Annotated in this window: 18 protein-coding genes and 1 pseudogene; 15 read left to right on the plus strand and 4 right to left on the minus strand. The window is 70.4% G+C overall.

The features are described from left to right. Positions 1–411: DUF937 domain-containing protein (locus tag BGN97_RS01725; protein WP_292697518.1), on the minus strand; the 411-nt coding region annotated here is incomplete at its 3' end. Between the two features lie 89 nt (positions 412–500). Here BGN97_RS01725 and hpt point away from each other — a divergent pair. The 10 genes from hpt to BGN97_RS01775 all read left to right on the plus strand — a co-directional run bounded on the left by hpt (position 501) and on the right by BGN97_RS01775 (position 9,233). After that, positions 501–1,052, plus strand: a complete 552-nt coding sequence (hpt, locus tag BGN97_RS01730; protein WP_292697520.1) for a hypoxanthine phosphoribosyltransferase — start codon at positions 501–503, stop codon at positions 1,050–1,052. Positions 1,053–1,186: 134 nt separating this feature from the next. Then, entirely contained in the window at positions 1,187–3,187 is a 2,001-nt protein-coding gene (ftsH, locus tag BGN97_RS01735; protein WP_292697522.1) for an ATP-dependent zinc metalloprotease FtsH, read from the plus strand. Position 3,188: 1 nt separating this feature from the next. After that, a complete protein-coding gene (gene folE / locus BGN97_RS01740) occupies positions 3,189–3,800 on the plus strand; it encodes a GTP cyclohydrolase I (protein ID WP_292697524.1) in 612 nt (203 codons plus the stop codon). Next, a complete protein-coding gene (gene folP / locus BGN97_RS01745) occupies positions 3,797–4,606 on the plus strand; it encodes a dihydropteroate synthase (RefSeq protein ID WP_292697526.1) in 810 nt (269 codons plus the stop codon). The genes folE and folP overlap by 4 nt, the downstream gene beginning before the upstream one ends. Position 4,607: 1 nt before the next feature. Further along, positions 4,608–4,979: a dihydroneopterin aldolase gene (folB, locus tag BGN97_RS01750; RefSeq protein WP_292697528.1), complete on the plus strand. Its 372-nt coding sequence runs from the start codon at positions 4,608–4,610 to the stop codon at positions 4,977–4,979. Positions 4,980–4,984: 5 nt separating this feature from the next. Next, positions 4,985–5,518, plus strand: coding sequence for a 2-amino-4-hydroxy-6-hydroxymethyldihydropteridine diphosphokinase (folK, locus tag BGN97_RS01755; protein WP_292697556.1), 534 nt, complete (start codon positions 4,985–4,987; stop codon positions 5,516–5,518). Then, positions 5,515–5,979 carry a DUF3180 domain-containing protein gene (locus tag BGN97_RS01760; protein ID WP_292697530.1) on the plus strand — a complete coding sequence of 155 codons (465 nt, stop codon included), beginning with the start codon at positions 5,515–5,517 and terminating at the stop codon, positions 5,977–5,979. Before folK ends, BGN97_RS01760 begins: the two co-directional genes overlap by 4 nt. Positions 5,980–6,133: 154 nt before the next feature. Further along, a complete protein-coding gene (locus tag BGN97_RS01765; RefSeq protein WP_292697557.1) occupies positions 6,134–6,658 on the plus strand; it encodes a PH domain-containing protein in 525 nt (174 codons plus the stop codon). After that, positions 6,655–8,532 (plus strand): PH domain-containing protein, encoded by a 1,878-nt coding sequence (locus BGN97_RS01770; RefSeq protein WP_292697533.1) that lies wholly within the window; start codon positions 6,655–6,657, stop codon positions 8,530–8,532. The genes BGN97_RS01765 and BGN97_RS01770 overlap by 4 nt, the downstream gene beginning before the upstream one ends. A gap of 2 nt (positions 8,533–8,534) precedes the next feature. Next, positions 8,535–9,233, plus strand: a complete 699-nt coding sequence (locus tag BGN97_RS01775; RefSeq protein WP_292697535.1) for a DUF2520 domain-containing protein — start codon at positions 8,535–8,537, stop codon at positions 9,231–9,233. 187 nt (positions 9,234–9,420) lie between these two features. Here BGN97_RS01775 and BGN97_RS01780 read toward each other — a convergent pair whose 3' ends face one another. Beyond that, positions 9,421–11,235 carry a DUF2207 domain-containing protein gene (locus BGN97_RS01780; protein WP_292697537.1) on the minus strand — a complete coding sequence of 605 codons (1,815 nt, stop codon included), beginning with the start codon at positions 11,233–11,235 and terminating at the stop codon, positions 9,421–9,423. A 94-nt stretch (positions 11,236–11,329) separates the two neighbouring features. Between BGN97_RS01780 and lysS the strand changes: the two genes are divergently transcribed. Next, positions 11,330–12,850: a lysine--tRNA ligase gene (gene lysS, locus BGN97_RS01785; RefSeq protein WP_292697539.1), complete on the plus strand. Its 1,521-nt coding sequence runs from the start codon at positions 11,330–11,332 to the stop codon at positions 12,848–12,850. 16 nt (positions 12,851–12,866) lie between these two features. Further along, on the plus strand, positions 12,867–14,045 hold the full coding sequence (locus tag BGN97_RS01790; RefSeq protein WP_292697541.1) for a MarP family serine protease: 1,179 nt from the start codon (positions 12,867–12,869) through the stop codon (positions 14,043–14,045). Between the two features lie 10 nt (positions 14,046–14,055). Here the strand turns inward: BGN97_RS01790 and BGN97_RS01795 are convergent, their stop codons facing one another. Beyond that, positions 14,056–15,168, minus strand: a complete 1,113-nt coding sequence (locus BGN97_RS01795; RefSeq protein WP_292697542.1) for a DUF4192 family protein — start codon at positions 15,166–15,168, stop codon at positions 14,056–14,058. Between the two features lie 151 nt (positions 15,169–15,319). Here BGN97_RS01795 and BGN97_RS01800 point away from each other — a divergent pair, with 151 nt between their 5' ends. The 3 genes from BGN97_RS01800 to BGN97_RS01810 all read left to right on the plus strand — a co-directional run bounded on the left by BGN97_RS01800 (position 15,320) and on the right by BGN97_RS01810 (position 17,836). Then, on the plus strand, positions 15,320–15,496 hold the full coding sequence (locus BGN97_RS01800) for a hypothetical protein (protein ID WP_292697543.1): 177 nt from the start codon (positions 15,320–15,322) through the stop codon (positions 15,494–15,496). Between the two features lie 96 nt (positions 15,497–15,592). Further along, on the plus strand, positions 15,593–17,056 hold the full coding sequence (gene cls, locus BGN97_RS01805) for a cardiolipin synthase (RefSeq protein ID WP_292697558.1): 1,464 nt from the start codon (positions 15,593–15,595) through the stop codon (positions 17,054–17,056). A gap of 42 nt (positions 17,057–17,098) precedes the next feature. Continuing rightward, on the plus strand, positions 17,099–17,836 hold the full coding sequence (locus BGN97_RS01810; protein WP_292697544.1) for a hypothetical protein: 738 nt from the start codon (positions 17,099–17,101) through the stop codon (positions 17,834–17,836). A gap of 9 nt (positions 17,837–17,845) precedes the next feature. Here BGN97_RS01810 and BGN97_RS01815 read toward each other — a convergent pair. Beyond that, a pseudogene (locus BGN97_RS01815) lies at positions 17,846–18,395 on the minus strand (sphingosine kinase); the annotation flags it as partial.

The raw sequence follows: 18,395 nt of genomic DNA on the forward strand, positions 1-18,395 counted from the left end.
GTTGCCGCCGGACGCGCCGGAGCCGCCCTTCGCGTTCGCGATCAGGCCCATGATGATCGGAGCGAGGATCGGCAGGAGCTTGCCGAAGTCGATGCCGCCCGCGGTCTTCTCCGACTTCGTCAGGCTCTCGGTGACCTCCTGCTGCTTGTCGCCGAACACGTGACCGAGGATCTTGCCGCCGTCGGCCTGATCCACGTCGTCGACCTTCGATGCGCCCGAGAAGCCGCCGTGGCGGTTCAGCGCGTCCTCGATGGCGGAGGAGCCCGCCGGCGTCGCGGCGTTCTGCGCCAGTCCGCCGACGATGGCGGCACTGCCCTCCTGAACGGCCTGACGGGCGACATCCGTGCTCACGCCGAACTTCTCGGCGATGTCGTCGATCGGCACCTGCTTGAGGATCTCGTCGAGGTCCATGTCTTCCTTCCCCGCGGGCGCCTGCCCGCTCCACCGCTCACAGTAGTGCGGTTGCCTCGTCCACAGGAGGCACGACCTAAAATCGATCCATGCGCGCAGCGGACATCTCTGAAGACCTCGCCCAGATCCTCGTCACCGAGGAGCAGATCCACGCGAAGCTCGACGAGCTCGCCGCCCGTGTGGCCGTCGACTACGAGGGCAAGGACATCCTGCTCGTGGGCGTGCTCAAGGGCGCCGTGATGGTGATGGCCGACTTCATCCGCGCGCTGCCGTTCCACGCCCCGATGGACTGGATGGCCGTGTCGAGCTACGGCGCGAGCACCAAGTCCAGCGGTGTCGTGCAGATCCGCAAGGACCTCGACACCGACCTGCACGGCAAGCACGTGCTGATCGTGGAGGACATCATCGACTCCGGCCTGACCCTGAGCTGGCTGCTGGAGAACTTCGCGTCGCGCGGCGCGGAATCGATCGAGGTGCTCGCGCTGCTGCGCAAGCCCGAGGCCGCCAAGGTCGAGATCGACTGCAAGTACGTCGGCTTCGACATCCCCACCGAGTTCGTCGTGGGCTACGGACTCGATTACGCGGAGCGCTACCGCAACCTGCGCGACGTCGCCGTGCTGGCGCCACACGTCTACAGCTGAGGCGCCCGCTGGGTCCCTGAGTGCGTCGAAGGGCCGCACCCCGGATCCTCCAGACGTCGCATGGCCGATTCACGGTACGCCGATGGTGAACGCACAGCAGTGCGCTAAGCCCCGGGCGGTACGCTGAACGGATCATGGATGTCAAGAAGGTCTCCCGCAACCCGCTGATCTACATCGTGCTGATCGGTGCGCTGCTCTTCGCCGGTTTCCTGCTGATCTCGAACCTGTCGGCCCCGACGCAGATCACGGTCACGCAGGGCCTCGATCTGCTCGGCGGCAAGACGGTCACGAAGGCCGTCAACACCGACGGCGACCAGCGGGTCGACCTCACGCTCTCCAAGCCCTTCCAGGGCTCCGAGAACGTGCAGTTCTACTACGTGGAGGCCCGGGCCGATCAGGTCGTCGAGGCCATCGACGGCGCCGACATCAAGGCCGCCGACGTGGTCGACGTCGTCCCACGAGCCACCTGGTTCGACGGCTTCCTCTCGCTTCTGCTTCCCCTCGTGCTGCTGGGCCTGCTGTTCTGGTGGCTGCTCTCGTCGATGCAGGGCGGCGGCAGCAAGGTCATGCAGTTCGGCAAGTCCAAGGCCAAGCTCGTCAGCAAGGAGACCCCGACGGTCACCTTCGCCGACGTCGCCGGCGCCGACGAGGCCATCGAGGAGCTGCACGAGATCAAGGAGTTCCTGCAGGACCCCGCCAAGTTCCAGGCGATCGGCGCCCGCATCCCGAAGGGCGTGCTGCTGTACGGCCCTCCCGGAACCGGAAAGACCCTTCTCGCCCGCGCCGTCGCCGGTGAGGCGGGTGCGCCGTTCTACTCGATCTCGGGTTCCGACTTCGTCGAGATGTTCGTCGGTGTGGGTGCGTCCCGCGTGCGCGACCTGTTCAACCAGGCCAAGGAGAACGCTCCGGCGATCATCTTCATCGATGAGATCGACGCCGTCGGGCGCCACCGCGGTGCAGGCCTGGGCGGCGGCAACGACGAGCGCGAGCAGACGCTGAACCAGATGCTCGTCGAGATGGACGGCTTCGACCCGAACGCGAACGTGATCGTGATCGCGGCCACCAACCGCCCCGACATCCTCGACCCCGCACTTCTGCGCCCGGGTCGCTTCGACCGGCAGATCGGCGTGGACGCCCCCGACCTGAAGGGCCGCCAGAAGATCCTCGAGGTGCACGCCAAGGGCAAGCCGCTGTCGAAGTCGGTGGAGCTCGAGGTCGTGGCGCGCAAGACGCCGGGCTTCACGGGTGCCGATCTCGCGAACGTGCTCAACGAGGCCGCGCTTCTGACCGCGCGCTCGAACGCGCAGCTGATCGACAACCGCGCCCTCGACGAGGCCATCGACCGCGTGATCGCCGGCCCGCAGCGCCGCACCCGGGTGATGAAGGACCGCGAGAAGCTCATCACCGCGTACCACGAGGGCGGTCACGCCCTGGCGGCGGCGGCCATGAACCACACGGACCCTGTCACCAAGATCACGATCCTGCCCCGCGGCAAGGCCCTCGGCTACACGATGGTGCTCCCGCTCGACGACAAGTACTCCGTCACCCGCAATGAGCTGCAGGACCAGCTCACCTACGCGATGGGCGGACGCGTCGCCGAGGAGCTCGTGTTCCACGATCCGACCACCGGCGCCAGCAACGACATCGAGAAGGCCACCGGCATCGCCCGCAAGATGGTCACCGAGTACGGCATGACCACCGAGGTCGGCCCGGTGAAGCTCGGCTCCGAGGGCGGCGAGATGTTCGTGGCGCGCGACATGAACCGCGGCCACGACTACTCCGACAAGATCGCCGAGACCGTCGACGAGCAGGTGCGCGCGCTCATCGAGCAGGCCCACAACGAGGCCTACCAGGTGCTCAGCGACAACCGTGACATCCTGGACCGCCTCGCCCTGGCGCTGCTCGAGGAGGAGACCCTCGACCACCACCGGATCGCCGAGATCTTCACCGACGTGCGCAAGCTGCCCGAGCGCCCGCAGTGGCTCTCCAGCGCCGAGCGCCCGGTGTCGACGCTCCCTCCGATCGCCGTGCCCGTTCGCGAGCAGATCGCGGCCGACGCCCCGGCGCCGACGGCCACGACGCGCACGGCGGGCCCGAAGCCCGCCGGCGGACAGGCGCGACCGGCGACGGCCTGACGTGGCTGTCGACAGGGAGCGGATCGAACGGCTCACCCGTGAGCTGCTCGAGGCGATCGGCGAGGACCCGGATCGCCCGGGGCTGAAGCAGACCCCGAGCAGGATGGCCGAGCTGTACGCGGAGCTGTTCGCGGGGGTGGACGAGGATCCTGCCGCGCACCTCGCGCGCACGATCAGCGTGACCCGGGGTCCCGCCCCGGACACGCTGCCCTCCGGTGCGGTGCTGCTGCGCGACATCCGCTTCCGCTCGGTCTGCGAGCACCATCTGCTGCCGTTCGCGGGCGTCGCGCACCTCGCTTACCTGCCGGGTGAGCAGGTCGTCGGTCTGGGCGCGCTGGTCAAGGTCGTCGAGACCCTCGCCTCCCGCCCGCAGGTGCAGGAGCGGCTGGGGGAGCAGATCGCGGATGCCATCGCCGAGCACCTCGACACCCGCGGCGTGCTCGTGGTGCTCGACGCCACGCACGGCTGCGTCACGATGCGCGGGGGACGGCAGCCGTTCGCTTCGACCGTCACGGTCGCCGCGCGCGGCGAGTTCACCGATCCCGTCGCCCGCACGGAGCTGATCACCCTCATCGGCGCCTCCGGCGCGGGGTCGCACGAGGCGCGGGCATGACCGGCATCTGGGGCATCCTCAACACCACGCCGGATTCCTTCAGCGACGGCGGGCGCTATGTCGACCCGACCGCGGCGATCGAGCGCGCACGGCTCATGCACGCCCAGGGCGCGGCGATCATCGACGTCGGCGGCGAGTCGACCCGTCCCGGCGCAGTGCGCGTCGACCCCCAGATCGAGCGTGCGCGCGTGCTGCCGGTGATCGAGGCGCTCACGGATGCCGGCATCCCGACCTCCATCGACACGCTCAACGCCGACACGGCCGTCGCGGCCGTGCGGGCGGGCGCCCGCATCGTGAACGACGTGTCCGGCGGTCTCGCCGACGAGCGGATGCTGGCCGCCGTGGCCGATCTGGGCGCCGACATCGCCATCGGCCATTGGCGCGGCCCGAGCGAGGACATGTACGCGCACGCCCAGTACGTGCGCGTTGCCCGCGAGGTCGCCGGCGAGTTGCGCGAGCGTACCGAGGCGGCGATGGCCGCGGGCATCGCACCGGCGCGCATCATCGTCGATCCGGGCATCGGGTTCGCGAAGACCGCCGAGCAGAACTGGGAGGTGCTGCGCGGACTCGACGAGATCACGGCGCTCGGCCACCGGGTGCTCGTCGGAACCTCGCGCAAGCGCCTGTTGGCCGACGCACTGCACCGCGTGTCGGGGCCCGATCCGCTCAGCGAACGACGCCGCGACCTGGCGACCGCCGTCACCAGCGCGCTCGCCGCGCGGGCCGGTGCCTGGGCGGTGCGGGTGCACGACGTCGCCGCCACACGGGACGCGCTGGCCATCACCGGCGCCTGGGATGGAGCATGAGATGGACTTCCTCGACGAGATCCTGCTGACCGGTCTGACGGTCTTCGGCCACCACGGTGTGTTCGACTTCGAGCGTCGTGACGGCCAGGAGTTCACGATCGACCTGAAGCTCGGCCTGCCGCTGAAGGATGCCGCGGCATCCGACGACGTCGCCGACACCGTGCACTACGGCGAGCTCGCCGACAAGGTCGCCGCCATCGTCGCCGGCGAGCCCGTGAACCTGATCGAGGCCCTCGCGCAGCGGATCGCGGATGCCGTGCTCGAGGACGGGCGCGTCCAGACCGTCACCGTCACCGTGCACAAGCCGCACGCGCCCATCGAGCAGACCTTCGCGGACGTGGCGGTCTCGATCCACCGGATGCAGGGGGCGTGACCGGCATGGACGTGCGCCTGACCCACCTTCCCGAGCCGCCGGACCCGCGCCCGGGTCGCCAGCCGCAGGTCGCCGTCGTCGCCCTCGGGTCGAACGAGGGGGACCGGGGTGAGACACTGCGCGCCGCGGCCGAGCGGCTGCGTCGTCTGCCGCTGGTCGACGACGTCGTGATGTCCGAGCCGATCGAGAGCATCGCCGTCAAGCCCGACGGGCCCGACCCGGATGCCCCGCGCTATCTCAACGCGGTGGCGCTCGTGACCACGCGACTGGCGCCGCAGGTGCTGCTGGGCATGATGCACGCCGTCGAGGAGGAGCAGGGACGGGTGCGCCTGGAGCGCTGGGGCGACCGCACCCTCGACCTCGACCTGATCGCATACGGCGACTTCCGCAGCTCCGAGGAGCATCTGCAGGTTCCCCACCCCCGGGCGGCGGAGCGCCTGTTCGTGCTGGAGCCGTGGCTGAGCCTCGACCCGGATGCCGTACTCCCGGGCGCAGGACGCGTGGACGAGCTGGTGCGCCGGTTGAAGGACGAGCGGTGAGACGCACATCCCCCGGCGTCCTGATCGTGCTCGGGCTGCTGTCGGCCGCCGCGGGCTACGGCTTCGATCACGTGCTGACCATCACGGGCAATGCGACCTTCACGCCGACGATCTTCCTGCCGGTCCTGCTCGTGCTCCTCGGAGCGACCTGCCTGCTCCTGGCCTGGCCTGTCCGCCGCAGTGTGCGCAGCGGCATCCGCATCGATCCCTTCCGCGCGGTGCGGGCGTCCATGCTCGCGCAGGCGTCGAGTCTGCTGGGTGCGATCCTCGCCGGCTTCGGCGCGGGCCTCCTCGCCTACCTCTCCACACGGCCGGTGCCCGCGCCGGTAGGGTCGACTGTGGCGATGGTCGCCCTGGTCGTCGGCGCGCTGGTGCTGATCGGGGCGGCGCTGCTCGCCGAACAGTTCTGCACTCTGCCGAAGGATTCTGATGACCGAGAGCCCGACGACCCCGCCCCGTGATCCGCACGGATTCGAGCAGCCGACCCGGGCACCCGAATTCTCGACGCCGGTTCCTGAGCCCGTCGAAGGGCGCACGGCGCCGGTGCCGCCCGCTGCTCCGGTCGCGGATCCCTCGGCTGCCGAGCCCGTCGGCGGGGCCCCTGCCGCGCCGCCGGTGCTGGACCAGGGCACCTATCAGCAGCTGCGCACGCCGCGCAGCCCTGCCGCGCTCGCCCTCGACGGCACCTGGCATCAGATCTCTCCGCGCTACGTCGTCTCGGAGTACGTGCAGAACGCCATCCTCATCGCGCTGATCGTGGTCGCGGCGCTCGTCATCCACCTGGCGTTCGAGCAGGTCTGGGTGTGGATCCCCGCCGGACTCATGCTCGTCGTCACGCTGATCACGCTGATCATCCTGCCGCGCCAGGCCCGGGCGATGGGGTACATGCTGCGCGAGGACGACGTGGTGTTCCGCCGCGGCATCCTGTGGCAGCGGATGGTCGCCGTGCCCTACGGACGCATGCAGCTCGTCGACATCACGCAGGGTCCGCTGGACCGGGCGTTCGGCATCTCGCAGCTGAAGATGGTCACGGCCGCCGCGACCACAGGCGTGCAGATCCCCGGCCTGACGCAGGACGGCGCCGAGGCGCTGCGCGACACGCTCATCCAGGTGGCCGAGCCCCGCAGGACCGGCCTGTGAGCACGCCCGCCCCCTGGGGACCCGACCCCGCCGGCTCGCCGGTGGAGACACCGGCGGTGGTGCTGCCCGAGGGCGGCTCCTCGTCGCTCGCCGACGGCGAGTGGCACCGCATGCATCCGCTCACCCCGCTCTTCAAGGGCGGGCTGGTGCTGATCATCGTGGCCGGCATCGTGATCTCGAACATGCGCGAACGCCTGATCGGCTGGTTCGTGAGCCTGTTCGCCCCGGACGAGGCGAAGTACATGGACTACGGGGGCGACCCCGTCGACTGGGTGCTGGACAACAACCTCATCCTGATCGTGCTGCTGGGCGTGCTGGCGCTGGCGGTCGTGCTTGTCCTGGTGTTCTGGATGTTCTGGCGGTTCCACCAGTTCCGCATCACCGGAGACCACGTCGAGGTGCGCAAGGGCATCGTGTTCCGCTCGCACCGTCGCGCCCCGCTCGACCGGGTGCAGGGTGTGAATCTCACCCGCCCGTTCCCCGCGCGCGTGATCGGGCTGGCGAAGCTCGAGGTGGTCGGCGCGGGCAACGACGCCAACGTCGAGCTCGAGTATCTCGCCACCGCTCGGGCGGAGTCGATCCGTGCGGACATCCTGCGACTGGCATCCGGTGCCCGCGCGGCACGCGAGCACGCGCGCACGGGCGCTCCGGCACCCGCCGGCGTGACCGCGCAGCTGGTCGGCTCGATGAACGCGGGCGTGAACGGGCTCATCCAGGGCGTCGATCTCGCCGACGTCGCCCCGGAGAGCGTGGTCAAGATCCCCACCGGCCGGCTGGTCGGCGCGCACCTGGTGCACTCCCTGCTGTGGCTGGTGTTCTTCGGCGCGATCATCGCGGTGTCGATGATCGGGATCCTGATCGGCGCCGTGCGCGACGGCGAGGCCGAGATCGGACTCATCGGACTGGGCGCCGGCTTCGCGATCGGCATCCCCATGGTGCTCGCGTTCGTCGCGGTCACCTGGTCGCAGATCTCCAAGTCGCTGCGGTACTCGATCGCGCCCACCCCCGACGGCGTGCGCATCACCTACGGTCTGCTGACGACGGTCACCGAGACGCTCCCTCCCGGCCGCATCTTCGCCGTCGAGGTCACGCAGTCGCTGCTGTGGCGCCCGTTCGGCTGGTGGGCGATCAAGATCAACCGCATGAGCGGCAAGAGTGCGGCTCAGCAGCAGAACGGCAACGCGCAGCAGTTCAACATCGTGCTGCCGGTCGGCAAGCGCGCCGACGTCGAGCGCGTGCTGGCGCTGATCCTTCCGGATGCCCCGCAGTCCGACATCCCGCTGGTGTGGGAGCACGGCATCCTGGGCCCGGTCGAGGGCGATCCGTACAAGACGATCCCGGCCCGCGCGTGGTGGCACCGGCCGCTGTCGTGGAAGCGGCACGGCTACACGGTGACCGAGTTCGGCGTGCTGCTGCGGCGCGGTGTGCTCTGGCGCAAACTGGCGGTCTTCCCGCTGGCACGCCTGCAGGGTGTGTCGGTCTCGCAGGGACCGCTCGACCGGCTTCAGGGCGTCTCGGGCGGGCAGGTGCACTCCGTCACCGGCCCCATCTCGGGCACGCTCTCGGGACTGGAGCGCGACGACGCGATCGCGCTGCTCGACGGCGTGAGCCGAGCGGCCGCGGCCGCCGCCGCCCGCGATCACTCGCACCGCTGGGGTTCGCACGGGAGCGCGTCGGGCACCGCGGATGCCGGTGGTGCGGCGTCTTCGGGACCTGCGGAGCCCGCACCGTACAGCGCTCCGGCCGGCGGCTACACGCCGATGCCGCCGAGCGCGCCGCCGGCGTCCTACGCCCCGCCCGCGTCCTACGCGCCGCCCGCCGACGCGCAGTTCCCCGTCGCGCCTCGGGTGCCGCCGGCACCGCGTCCGGAGTGAGCATGAACCGCGACGGACGGCTCGGCATCGGCATCATCGGCGCCGGCAGGGTGGGTCCCGTGGTGGGCGCGGCCCTCGCCGGCGCCGGGCACGCGATCACCGGCATCACCTCCGGCTCGGACGACGACCGGGCGGCGGCCGTGCTGCCCGGGGCACCCGTGCTCGACGCCCTGGAGGTGGTGCGTCGCAGCGAGCTGGTCGTGATCGCGGTGCCGCACGATGAGCTTCCCGGGCTGGTGGCGGGCATCGCCGAGCTGGGCGGGTGGCAGATGGGGCAGCTCGTGCTGCACACGGATCCGTCCTACGGGATCGAGGTGCTGCGCCCGGCCGCCGAGCGCGGCGCCATCCCGCTCGCGGTGCATCCGGCGATCGCGTTCACCGGCACGACGATGGACCTGCGCCAGCTGCAGGCGGCGTTCGCCGCCGTGACCGCACCCGCCCCGGTGCTGCCGATCGCGCAGGCTCTCGCCGTCGAGATGGGCTGCGAGCCGGTCGTCATCGCCGAGCAGGATCGCGCCTCCTACGGGGAGGCCATCGCCACGGCATCCGAGTTCTCCCGCTCCATCGTCGGGCAGGCGACCTCGCTGCTGCGTGGCGTCGGCGTCGAGAACCCCGGGGGATACCTGTCGGCGCTGGTGTCGTCCACGGTCGAGCAGGCGCTGCGCGAGGCATCCGGTCCGCTGGAACCGCCGCTTCTCTGACCCACCCCGACATCCGCCAGGACGCTCCAGGTATCAACTTCCGCCGTTTGAAGCGCCGTCCAGACAGCAGAAGCTGATACCTGGGCGGGAAGGAGCGTCACGCCGTGCCCCGCCGCGCGCCAGGGCGCGGAGGGGTGGGTGAGGCGGCGTGGGGTGTGCGGATTCCGGAGATTCGGGGCGTCGGACCTCAGCGACCGCCTGAGAAGCCGCCGCCGCCTCCGCCGCCGGAGAAGCCGCCGCCCGTCGATCCGCCGGACGAGCTGGACGCGGTGTAGGTCGCGGCGGAGCTCATCGACGTCGAGTAGTGCGCCAGGTGCGAGTGCAGCGAGACGCCGGCGGCGACGTCGACCCACCCGGGGCCGGTCCCGGACGCGGAGTAGCTGGTCTCCAGCACCTTCGTCCAGCTCTTCTCCTCGCCGAGCAGCATGGCGTAGGGGAGCAGCTTCTCGTACAGGTGCACCACGTCCACCGTGCCGTCGGAACGGCGCTCGGCGCCCCGGTAGGACTGCAGCATGCGGAGCCGGTCGGCCTCGGCCACGCGGATGAACTCCTTCACGCCCATCAGGTGCTCGTGGCGCAGCGCACCCTCGTGCGTCATCACGGTGTGCCGGCTGAAGGCGACCAGGGAGCTGATCGCCACCACGACGCCCGCGGCGATGAGCGCGACGATGGACAGGCCGAGCAGCTCCCGGTCCTTCACCGCCGACCAGGTCAGGAACGCGGCGGTCGCGATCAGCAGGGCGATGGACGCCCAGCCGAACGCCATCGCGGCGCGACTGCGCTCCTCGGCGAGCCAGCCGTTCTGCTTCGCCGCAGCACGGCCCTTCTGCACCAGCTTCTCCATGCGCCCCGCGAACTTCGTGCTGGACTTCGGGATCCGTCGTACGGTCTCCTCGCCCGGGAACAGGGAGTCGACGGCCGCCCGATCGAGCGGATGCGACGGGCGCGAACGATCGATCAGCCGCAACGACGGACGCCGCTTGGCATCCTGCTCCTCCTCCAGGCGCAGCACGCCCTGCACGGCCAGATGCACCATCTGCGCGGGGATCGGGTTCGGCGCCCCGGGGATCAGCGGCGCGGCGGCCAGCGGCGGCAGTTCCGCGGGCACGTCGAACTGGGCGACGATGATGCCGGTGGCCGTCTGCCGTCGCCGCTTGAGCGCCGCGGCTGAGAACCAGGCGCCGCTCGCCGTGGCGATCGCGGCGAGTCCGACGACGGCGGGCCCGAAGTCGGCGACCGGATCGGGCATCCGCGCCTCGGGCTGGGTGACCGTGCCCGCCTCGAAGCCGATCGCGATCGTCACCCCGTCGCCGGCGGCGCGCTCGCCGGACTCCACCGTGAAGCTCGCGCCCTCGGCGGAGGATGCGGGGCCGTCGAGCGTGCACGGGTTCTTCTCGCCGATCTTCCCGCTGTAGCAGGCGGTGTCGCCCGTGAGCTTCTTCGCCAGTGCCGGCGCGAAGGTGACCGTGGTGCGGAACCGGCCGATGGCCTGTGTGCTGTTCAACGGCAGCAGGTTCCAGTGGAACTCGTCGTTGCCGGACTTGGTGCCGTGGATCATGAAGTCGCGCATGGTCGACTCGATGACGTACGTGGTCGAGCCGTGCACGTAGTCGTCGTCCCCGGTCAGCACGAGGAGCATGCCGTCCTCGCTCTCGGTCTCGAACGGCACGTCGCGTCCGTCGGCATCCTTGACCGACAGGATGCGCAGGCTGAGCCCGGCACCCTCGTACCGCTCGGGATAGCCGCGGATGATGCCCTTGTTCTGGTCCGTCTGGGGGAACTCGGCCACCACGGTCTCGGTCACGTGGGCGACCGCGTGGCCGTCGGCGTCGAGGGACACCCGGTAGTCGGAGGTCCACGAGGAGTACGAGAAGTCGTCGACGTCGGCCGAGGCGGCGGATGCCGGGAGAAGCACGGCGGCGATCATCCCGGCGGCCAGGGCGAGCATCGCGAGGATGCGCCGGGCAGCGTGCGGCCGTGGACGGAGCAGGTGGGGTCGCATGCTCACGAGGCTATCCCGGCGGCCGCCGGAGTCTCAGGGAGGGCATCGGCTCGCCGGTAGACTTGTGGGGACTTTCTGCAAGGAGCCCCCACCCATGACTGACGCGTCTGCGCCGATCCCCTCGCCCGAGCTCGAAGAGGACGTCTTCGAGCAGAAGGCCGTGCGTCTCGCCAAGCGCGACAAGCTGATCGCGAACCGGGCGGATGCCGGTGGCGGCGCGTTCCCGGTCGGGGTGCCGGTGACGCACCTCATCCCCGCGCTGCGTGCGCAGTACGGCGACCTGGAGCCCGGCGCCGAGACCGGCGAGATCGTCGGCGTGGCCGGACGCGTGGTGTTCAGCCGCAACACCGGAAAGCTCTGCTTCGCGACCCTGCAGGCCGGTGACGGCTCGCGCATCCAGGCGATGGTGTCCCTCGCGAACGTCGGCGAGGAGTCGCTGGCGGAGTGGAAGGAGCTCGTCGACCTGGGCGACCACGTGTTCGTGCACGGCGAGGTGATCTCGAGCCGCCGCGGCGAGCTGTCGATCATGGCCGACGACTGGGCGATCGCGTCGAAGGCGATCCTGCCGCTGCCGAACGTGTATGCGGAGCTGAACGAGGAGACGCGCGTGCGCAGCCGCTTCCTCGACCTGATCGTGCGCGACCAGGCCCGCACCACCGTGCGCGCCCGCGCCGCCGTGAACGCCAGCCTGCGCGCCACGTTCACCAGCCACGACTACCTCGAGGTGGAGACGCCGATGCTGCAGGTGCAGCACGGCGGGGCATCCGCTCGTCCCTTTGTCACGCACTCCAACGCGTTCGACACCGAGCTGTACCTGCGCATCGCGCCGGAGCTGTATCTCAAGCGCGCCGTCGTCGGCGGCATCGAGCGGGTCTACGAGATCAACCGCAATTTCCGCAACGAGGGCGCCGACTCGACGCACTCGCCCGAGTTCGCGATGCTCGAGGCGTACCAGGCCTACGGCGACTACAACCAGATGGCCGAGCTGACTCAGGAGCTCGTGCAGAACGCGGCCATCGCGGTCGCCGGGTCCACCACGGTCACCTGGGCCGACGGCACCGAGTACGACCTGGGCGGCGAGTGGGACCGCATCTCGATGTACGACTCGCTGTCCGAGGTCTCCGGCCGCACGGTCACCCCGAAGGACTCCGTCGAGGACCTGATCGCCTTCGCGAACGAGAACGGCGTCGACATCCCGCCGCACGCCACGCACGGCAAGCTCGTCGAGGAGCTGTGGGAGCACTTCGTGAAGGGCGACCTGGTTCGCCCGACCTTCGTCATGGACTTCCCCGTCGACACCTCGCCGCTGGTGCGGGAGCACCGCTCGATCGCGGGCGTCGTGGAGAAGTGGGACCTGTACATCCGCGGGTTCGAGCTGGCCACCGGGTACTCCGAGCTGGTCGACCCGGTGATCCAGCGCGAGCGGTTCACCGAGCAGGCCAAGCTCGCCGCCCGCGGCGACGTCGAGGCCATGCCGATCGACGAGGAGTTCCTGCGCGCGCTCGAGCACGGCATGCCGCCGTCCGGTGGCATGGGCATGGGCATCGACCGCCTGCTGATGGCCGTCACGGGTCTCGGCATCCGCGAGACCATCCTCTTCCCGCTGGTGAAGTGATCCGCAGGAGGCCGTGATGTTCGGGATCGTCGATCTTGCCATCACGGTGCTGCTGCTCGCCGCCGTGGTGGCGGGGTTCGGTGCCGGGCTGTTCTCGATACTCGGCGCGCTGTGCGGGCTGGTCGCGGGCGCGCTCGCCGTGCCGTTCGTCCTGCCGCTGATCGCGCGAGCGCTGCCGGAGAGCGAGTGGCAGGGGTTCATCATCGTCGCCGCGGCCGTGCTGCTGCTGGCTGCCGGCATGGGCATCGGGTCTGCGATCGGGGCGCTGCTGCGCCGCGGGGCTGACAGGCTGCGGCTGAAGTTCCTCGAGCGGATGCTGGGCGGCGTCGCCGCTCTGGTCGCCGGGGCGCTCGCGATCACGATGGCGGGTTCGGCGATCGCCTCGGCCGGCATCCCCGGGCTGTCGCCCGTCGTCGCCTCCTCGACCGTGCTGCGGACGATCGAGCAGTACACCCCGGCGCCGCTCGCGGAGGGTGCGGCCCGCCTGCGGGCGCTCGTCTTCGGCAGCATGCCGCTGCCGACCGTCCACGGTTCGGCCAGTCCCGCGGCTCCGCCACCGGATCCGGGCGGCATCGACCTGTCGACGCCGGGGCTGAAGGCCGCGCAGGCCTCGGTCGCGAAGATCTCGGGTGTCGCCAGCCAGTGCAGCGTCATCTCCACCGGATCCGGTTTCGTGATCGCGCCCGACCGGATCATGACGAACGCGCATGTGGTCGCTGGCGTGACGTCGCCGGTCGTGGAGCTGCCGGGACAGCCGGCGCGCGACGGTCGCGTCGTCTACTTCGACCCGGTCGACGACATCGCGGTGGTCGCGGCGGATGTCACGGCGAAACCGCTCGGGCTCTCCGACGCCCTGGCTCCGGGTGCCGGAGGCGCGGTGATGGGCTACCCGTTCGGAGGCCCCTTCCGGGTCGTCGCCGCGGGCGTGCTCTCGTCGTCGACCGCATCGATCCCGAGCATCGACGGCACCAGCAGCGATGAGCGCAGCATCTACGCGCTGCAGGCGCAGGTCGAGCCCGGCAACTCGGGCGGCCCGCTGCTCACCGAGGGAGGGCAGGTCGCGGGCATGGTGTTCGCCAAGGACGAGGTCAAGCAGGGCGTCGGCTATGCGATGACGAACGCGGAGCTGCTGCCGGTCATCGCGCAGGCCGAGAGCTCGACGAAGGGCGTGGCGACGGGCTCCTGCCGGCGCTGATCGCGACCGGTCACCGGCGTCGTAGTACCCACTCGGGCAGCACGGCTGCGGACAGCATCGTCGAGATGAGCGACGCCATGCTGTGCCCTGGGTCGATCCGGAGCGCCTCATCGACGTAGACGCCGGCATGCGACGAGCGGCCGAGCGCCCAGGCGAGCCAGGCGGCGGCCGTCAGGGCGCCCGGCTTGGCCTGCCGGGGCGCCCGTGCGGCGACGAGGCGCACCAGCTCCAGTGCGCAGCCGAGCCGATCAGGGTCCGGCGGTGCGCCCCGGCCCAGGAACACCTCGCCGATCGCGCGGGGGATGTCTCCGCGCTGTCGGGAGAACTCCATCTGGGCCTCCAGCGCGCGGCATCCGAACTCCCGATCCGTCGCCCACTGCACCAGGACCGCGTCCCGCAGCGCGGGCCGGGCCAGACACCACAGCAGCGCCGCGCAGCCGTAAGGGTCGTCGTCGGCCGGGCGTTCGATGAGCTCCTCCACGAACCCGGGCAGATCGTCGAGGACCTCCATGGCGGTGATGAGCGCGATCGGGTTCGTGTCACGCGCCGGCGACATCGACGGTCGCCGATCCAGGAGCTCCTCCAGCTCGGCCAGGGCGCGACCGACCCGCTCTCGGTCGGCGAGGTCGCTGCCCGGCAGCTCGGCGCCCGCGAGCTGGTCGCCGCTGACGTCGCCGACGCCGGGTATCCCGTCACCCACCGGGATGCTCTCGAGCGGCCGGATCGTGGGGTCATCCTCCCGGTAGTCGCCCCAGCCGTCCGGGGTCACGCACAGCGCGTCGACCAGGTGCAGGCCGGCCTCCAGGATCACGTCACCCACGGCCTCGGCGAGGACGAGGTGCGGCAGGAGCACGCCGTCGGGGACCGGAAGCGGGCGGTCGTCGGTGTACACCACCAGCGCGGCGGCATCGACGCCGCTGACCTGCAGGAGTGCATGCACGGCGGCATCCGCGAACGCGTCGGGGTCGGCATCCGGTGCGGGCAGGTCGACCCGGAGCGCGCCGTGCGTGCGCGTACCGCGGAACGGCAGCAGCACGACGCTGCACCGCGGTGTGAAGCCGGCCAGCGCCGGGACGATGCCGAGCAGCTCGGCGGGTTCGGTGGCATGGATGATCGTGGTCATGCCGTGAGTGTGCCCGCCACGCACCCACGTTCGTCCTGACCGGATCCGCGTGATCCTCGGCATCCGTGCAGAACTGATCCAGGATCACGGGCTGTGCAGGGAGAACGGGGTGACCGGGGAGATCGATAGGAACTCCGCGTACGATGGAGGGGTGGACGACATGTGGATGGCAGTGGGGTGGGCCATTCTGCCGACCCTCGCGGTGAGCGCGGTGTTCGTGGTCGTGCTCCGCGGCATCCTGCGATTCGATCGCACCGAGCGCAAGGTGCACGCCCGGATCGAGGCCGAGGAGCGCGCCGCGCGCGGACTCCCGCCCAAGGCGTCCTGACCGCCTCGCCCCGCTGAACGCGGCATCCGCGGCTTCTGTCCCCGTCTGCGGCTACTCTGATCCAGAGTGATCAGTGCCGTGACGGAGGGGGGCTCGGTGTTCGACGTCAACAACTGGCCCTGGTGGGCCGTGCTCGGCTATCTCGTCATCGACATCACCGTGCGCGTCGTGTCGATCATCGTCGTGCCCCGAAACCGGCGTCCGACCTCGGCCATGGCCTGGCTGCTGGCGATCTTCCTCATCCCGGTCGTCGGGGTGCTTCTCTTCCTGCTCATCGGCAACCCCAAGCTGCCGCGCGCGCGACGCCGCAAGCAGGAGCAGGTCAACGAGTACATCGCCGAAGCCGCCAGCCACCTGAACTTCGGCTCGCTGCGCCCGAACGCACCGGAATGGTTCCCGCCGCTTGTCGCGATGAACCAGCATCTGGGCGCCCTGCCGCTGTCCGGCGGCAACGAGGCGCACCTGATCAGCGACTATCAGCAGTCCCTCGACGACATGGCCGACGCGATGCGGGCGGCCGAGCACTACGTGCACGTGGAGTTCTACATCCTGCAGAGCGACGCCTCGACGGACAACTTCTTCCGAGCCATGGAGGAGGTCGCGGCCCGCGGCGTCCCGGTGCGCGTGCTGCTGGACTACTGGGCCAACCGCTGGAAGCCGAAGTACCGCGAGACGCTGAAGCGTCTCGACGCGATGGGCGCGGACTGGCACCTGATGCTCCCGATCCAGCCGCTGCGAGGGCGCTTCCAGCGCCCCGATCTGCGCAATCACCGCAAGCTCCTCGTGGTGGACGGATCCGTGGGCTTCCTGGGCTCGCAGAACGTCACCGACTCCTCGTACAACCTGCCCAAGAACATCAAGCGCGGGCTGCACTGGGTCGACCTGATGGTGCGGGTGAAGGGCCCGGTGGTGGCCAGTCTGAACGCCGTGTTCCTGTCCGACTACTACGCCGAGACCGACCGGGTGCCGGATGCCGGCGAGCTCACCCGCGTGGAGCACGGCGCCGGCGAGCTGGGCTGCCAGATCGTGCCGTCCGGGCCCGGATTCGAGGTGGAGAACAACCTGCGGCTGTTCCTTGCGCTGCTGTATGCGGCGAAGGAGCGGATCATGATCGTGAGTCCGTACTTCGTCCCCGACGAGGCGCTGCTGCTGGCCGTGACGGCAGCCGTCGACCGCGGCGTGCAGGTGGAGCTGTTCGTCTCGGAGGAGGGCGACCAGGCCGTCGTCTACCACGCGCAGCGCAGCTACTACGAGGCGCTGCTGCGCGCCGGCATCCGCATCTGGATGTACCCGAAGCCGTACATCCTGCACACCAAGAGCCTCACGATCGACGACCAGGTCGCCGTGATCGGCTCGAGCAACATGGACATGCGCTCCTTCGGTCTGAACATGGAGGTGTCCATGCTGGTGCGCGGCGAGGAGTTCGTCGACGAGGTGCGTGTCGTCGAGGACGAGTACCGGTCGCTCAGCCGCGAGCTGACGCTGGAGGAGTGGGACAGGCAGCCGCTGCGGTCCACCGTGCTCGACAACCTCGCGCGTCTCACGTCCGCGCTGCAGTAGTGCGGTTGTGAGACGGACGCCCGTCTGGCGACACTGAGAGATATGAGCCTCCCCCGACTCCGCCTGATCCCGTCCATGCTCGCCCTCGCCGCCGTGGCGCTTCTCGCCGCCGGCTGCTCGACGACCCCGGCATCGCCTGCGCCCACCAGCACGGACCGGACGGATGCAACCGCTCCGTCGCAGCCGAAGGAGCCCAGCGGCGACGACATCGAGGCGGCATGGCTCGCCGGGGGCGCGTCGATCGGCATCGTCACCTGGGGCTCATCCTCGAAGGACTGCCAGCCGGCGCAGGCCGATGTGAAGGCGGACGGACAGTCCCTCGAGGTCACGCTGAAGGATCGTGCCGACGGCCAGAAGCCCTGCACCGCCGACTTCGGGCCTCGCGCGATCGCGTTCCCCGTCCCCAGCGGCGTCGACGTCACGCAGGATGTCGAGGTGAACGTCACCTACGGGAAGCTGAAGGCGGAGGCCGACCTGGACGGGCTCCCGGCCGCGCCGGCCGATCCTGGGATGGGGCAGCCCTCGGCCGGCTGGTTCGACGATCAGGGCATCCTGCTGATGACGTACGGCTCGTCGTCCTGCCCGCCGGTGGTGCAGGACGTGACAATGGCGGATGCAGGTGCCACCGTGACCTTCGCGACCGTCGACCGCGTCTGCACCATGGACCTGGCACCTCGCGTCACCGTGATCCAGCTCCCGCAGGAGCCGAAGGACGGCCGCGCCTTCACCCTGACACTGACCGGCGACAACCTCGACGGAGAGGTCCCCGTCATCGGCTGAGCCGCCGGCTCAGAAGTTCGAGACGTCGTGCCCCTTGGGCAGCACGATGCTGAGGCCGCCCTGCTCGATGCGGCACGACATCCGCACGGCGGTGCCCAGCTCGTCGCCGTCCAGCTCGATCGAGGTGGGCGAGACCATGGCGGTGTCGGCCGTCCGTCCGCGCAGGTAGCGGATAGACGAGTTCCGCCCGCGGCGCTCCAGCACCCGGCGCCCGGCACGCGAGCGGCGCAGCACCGAGTTGTCCCACCAGACCTTCCGCCAGATGCCCAGCCATCCGAGTGGTCCGGTCGGCTGGATGACCGCGATGTCCATCGTGCCGTCGTCGAGCGAGGCATCCGGCATCAGCGCGATGCCCGCGGGCAGCGCGCCGCAGTTGGCGAACAGCATGCTGTGCACCTTCGTGGAGTGCAGGCGGCCGTCGTCGAGCTGATACACGACGCGGAAGGGCTTCGCGCCCGGGAGGGAGCGCGCCGCACCGTCGAGGTAGGCGATCCAGCCGACGGTCTTCTTCAGATCCGGGCGGGTGTTGGCGATCATGTCGGCGTCCAGGCCCATGCCC

Source organism: Microbacterium sp. 69-10, assembly GCF_001897945.1.
Lineage (GTDB): Bacteria > Actinomycetota > Actinomycetes > Actinomycetales > Microbacteriaceae > Microbacterium.

Coding starts and splice junctions, on each gene's coding strand:
- hpt (WP_292697520.1), top strand. CDS start 501: ATGCGCGCAGCGGACATCTCTGAAGACCTCGCCCAGATCCTCGTCACC.
- ftsH (WP_292697522.1), top strand. CDS start 1,187: ATGGATGTCAAGAAGGTCTCCCGCAACCCGCTGATCTACATCGTGCTG.
- folP (WP_292697526.1), top strand. CDS start 3,797: ATGACCGGCATCTGGGGCATCCTCAACACCACGCCGGATTCCTTCAGC.
- folB (WP_292697528.1), top strand. CDS start 4,608: ATGGACTTCCTCGACGAGATCCTGCTGACCGGTCTGACGGTCTTCGGC.
- folK (WP_292697556.1), top strand. CDS start 4,985: ATGGACGTGCGCCTGACCCACCTTCCCGAGCCGCCGGACCCGCGCCCG.
- BGN97_RS01775 (WP_292697535.1), top strand. CDS start 8,535: ATGAACCGCGACGGACGGCTCGGCATCGGCATCATCGGCGCCGGCAGG.
- BGN97_RS01780 (WP_292697537.1), bottom strand. CDS start 11,235: ATGCGACCCCACCTGCTCCGTCCACGGCCGCACGCTGCCCGGCGCATC.
- lysS (WP_292697539.1), top strand. CDS start 11,330: ATGACTGACGCGTCTGCGCCGATCCCCTCGCCCGAGCTCGAAGAGGAC.
- BGN97_RS01790 (WP_292697541.1), top strand. CDS start 12,867: ATGTTCGGGATCGTCGATCTTGCCATCACGGTGCTGCTGCTCGCCGCC.
- BGN97_RS01795 (WP_292697542.1), bottom strand. CDS start 15,168: ATGACCACGATCATCCATGCCACCGAACCCGCCGAGCTGCTCGGCATC.
- BGN97_RS01810 (WP_292697544.1), top strand. CDS start 17,099: ATGAGCCTCCCCCGACTCCGCCTGATCCCGTCCATGCTCGCCCTCGCC.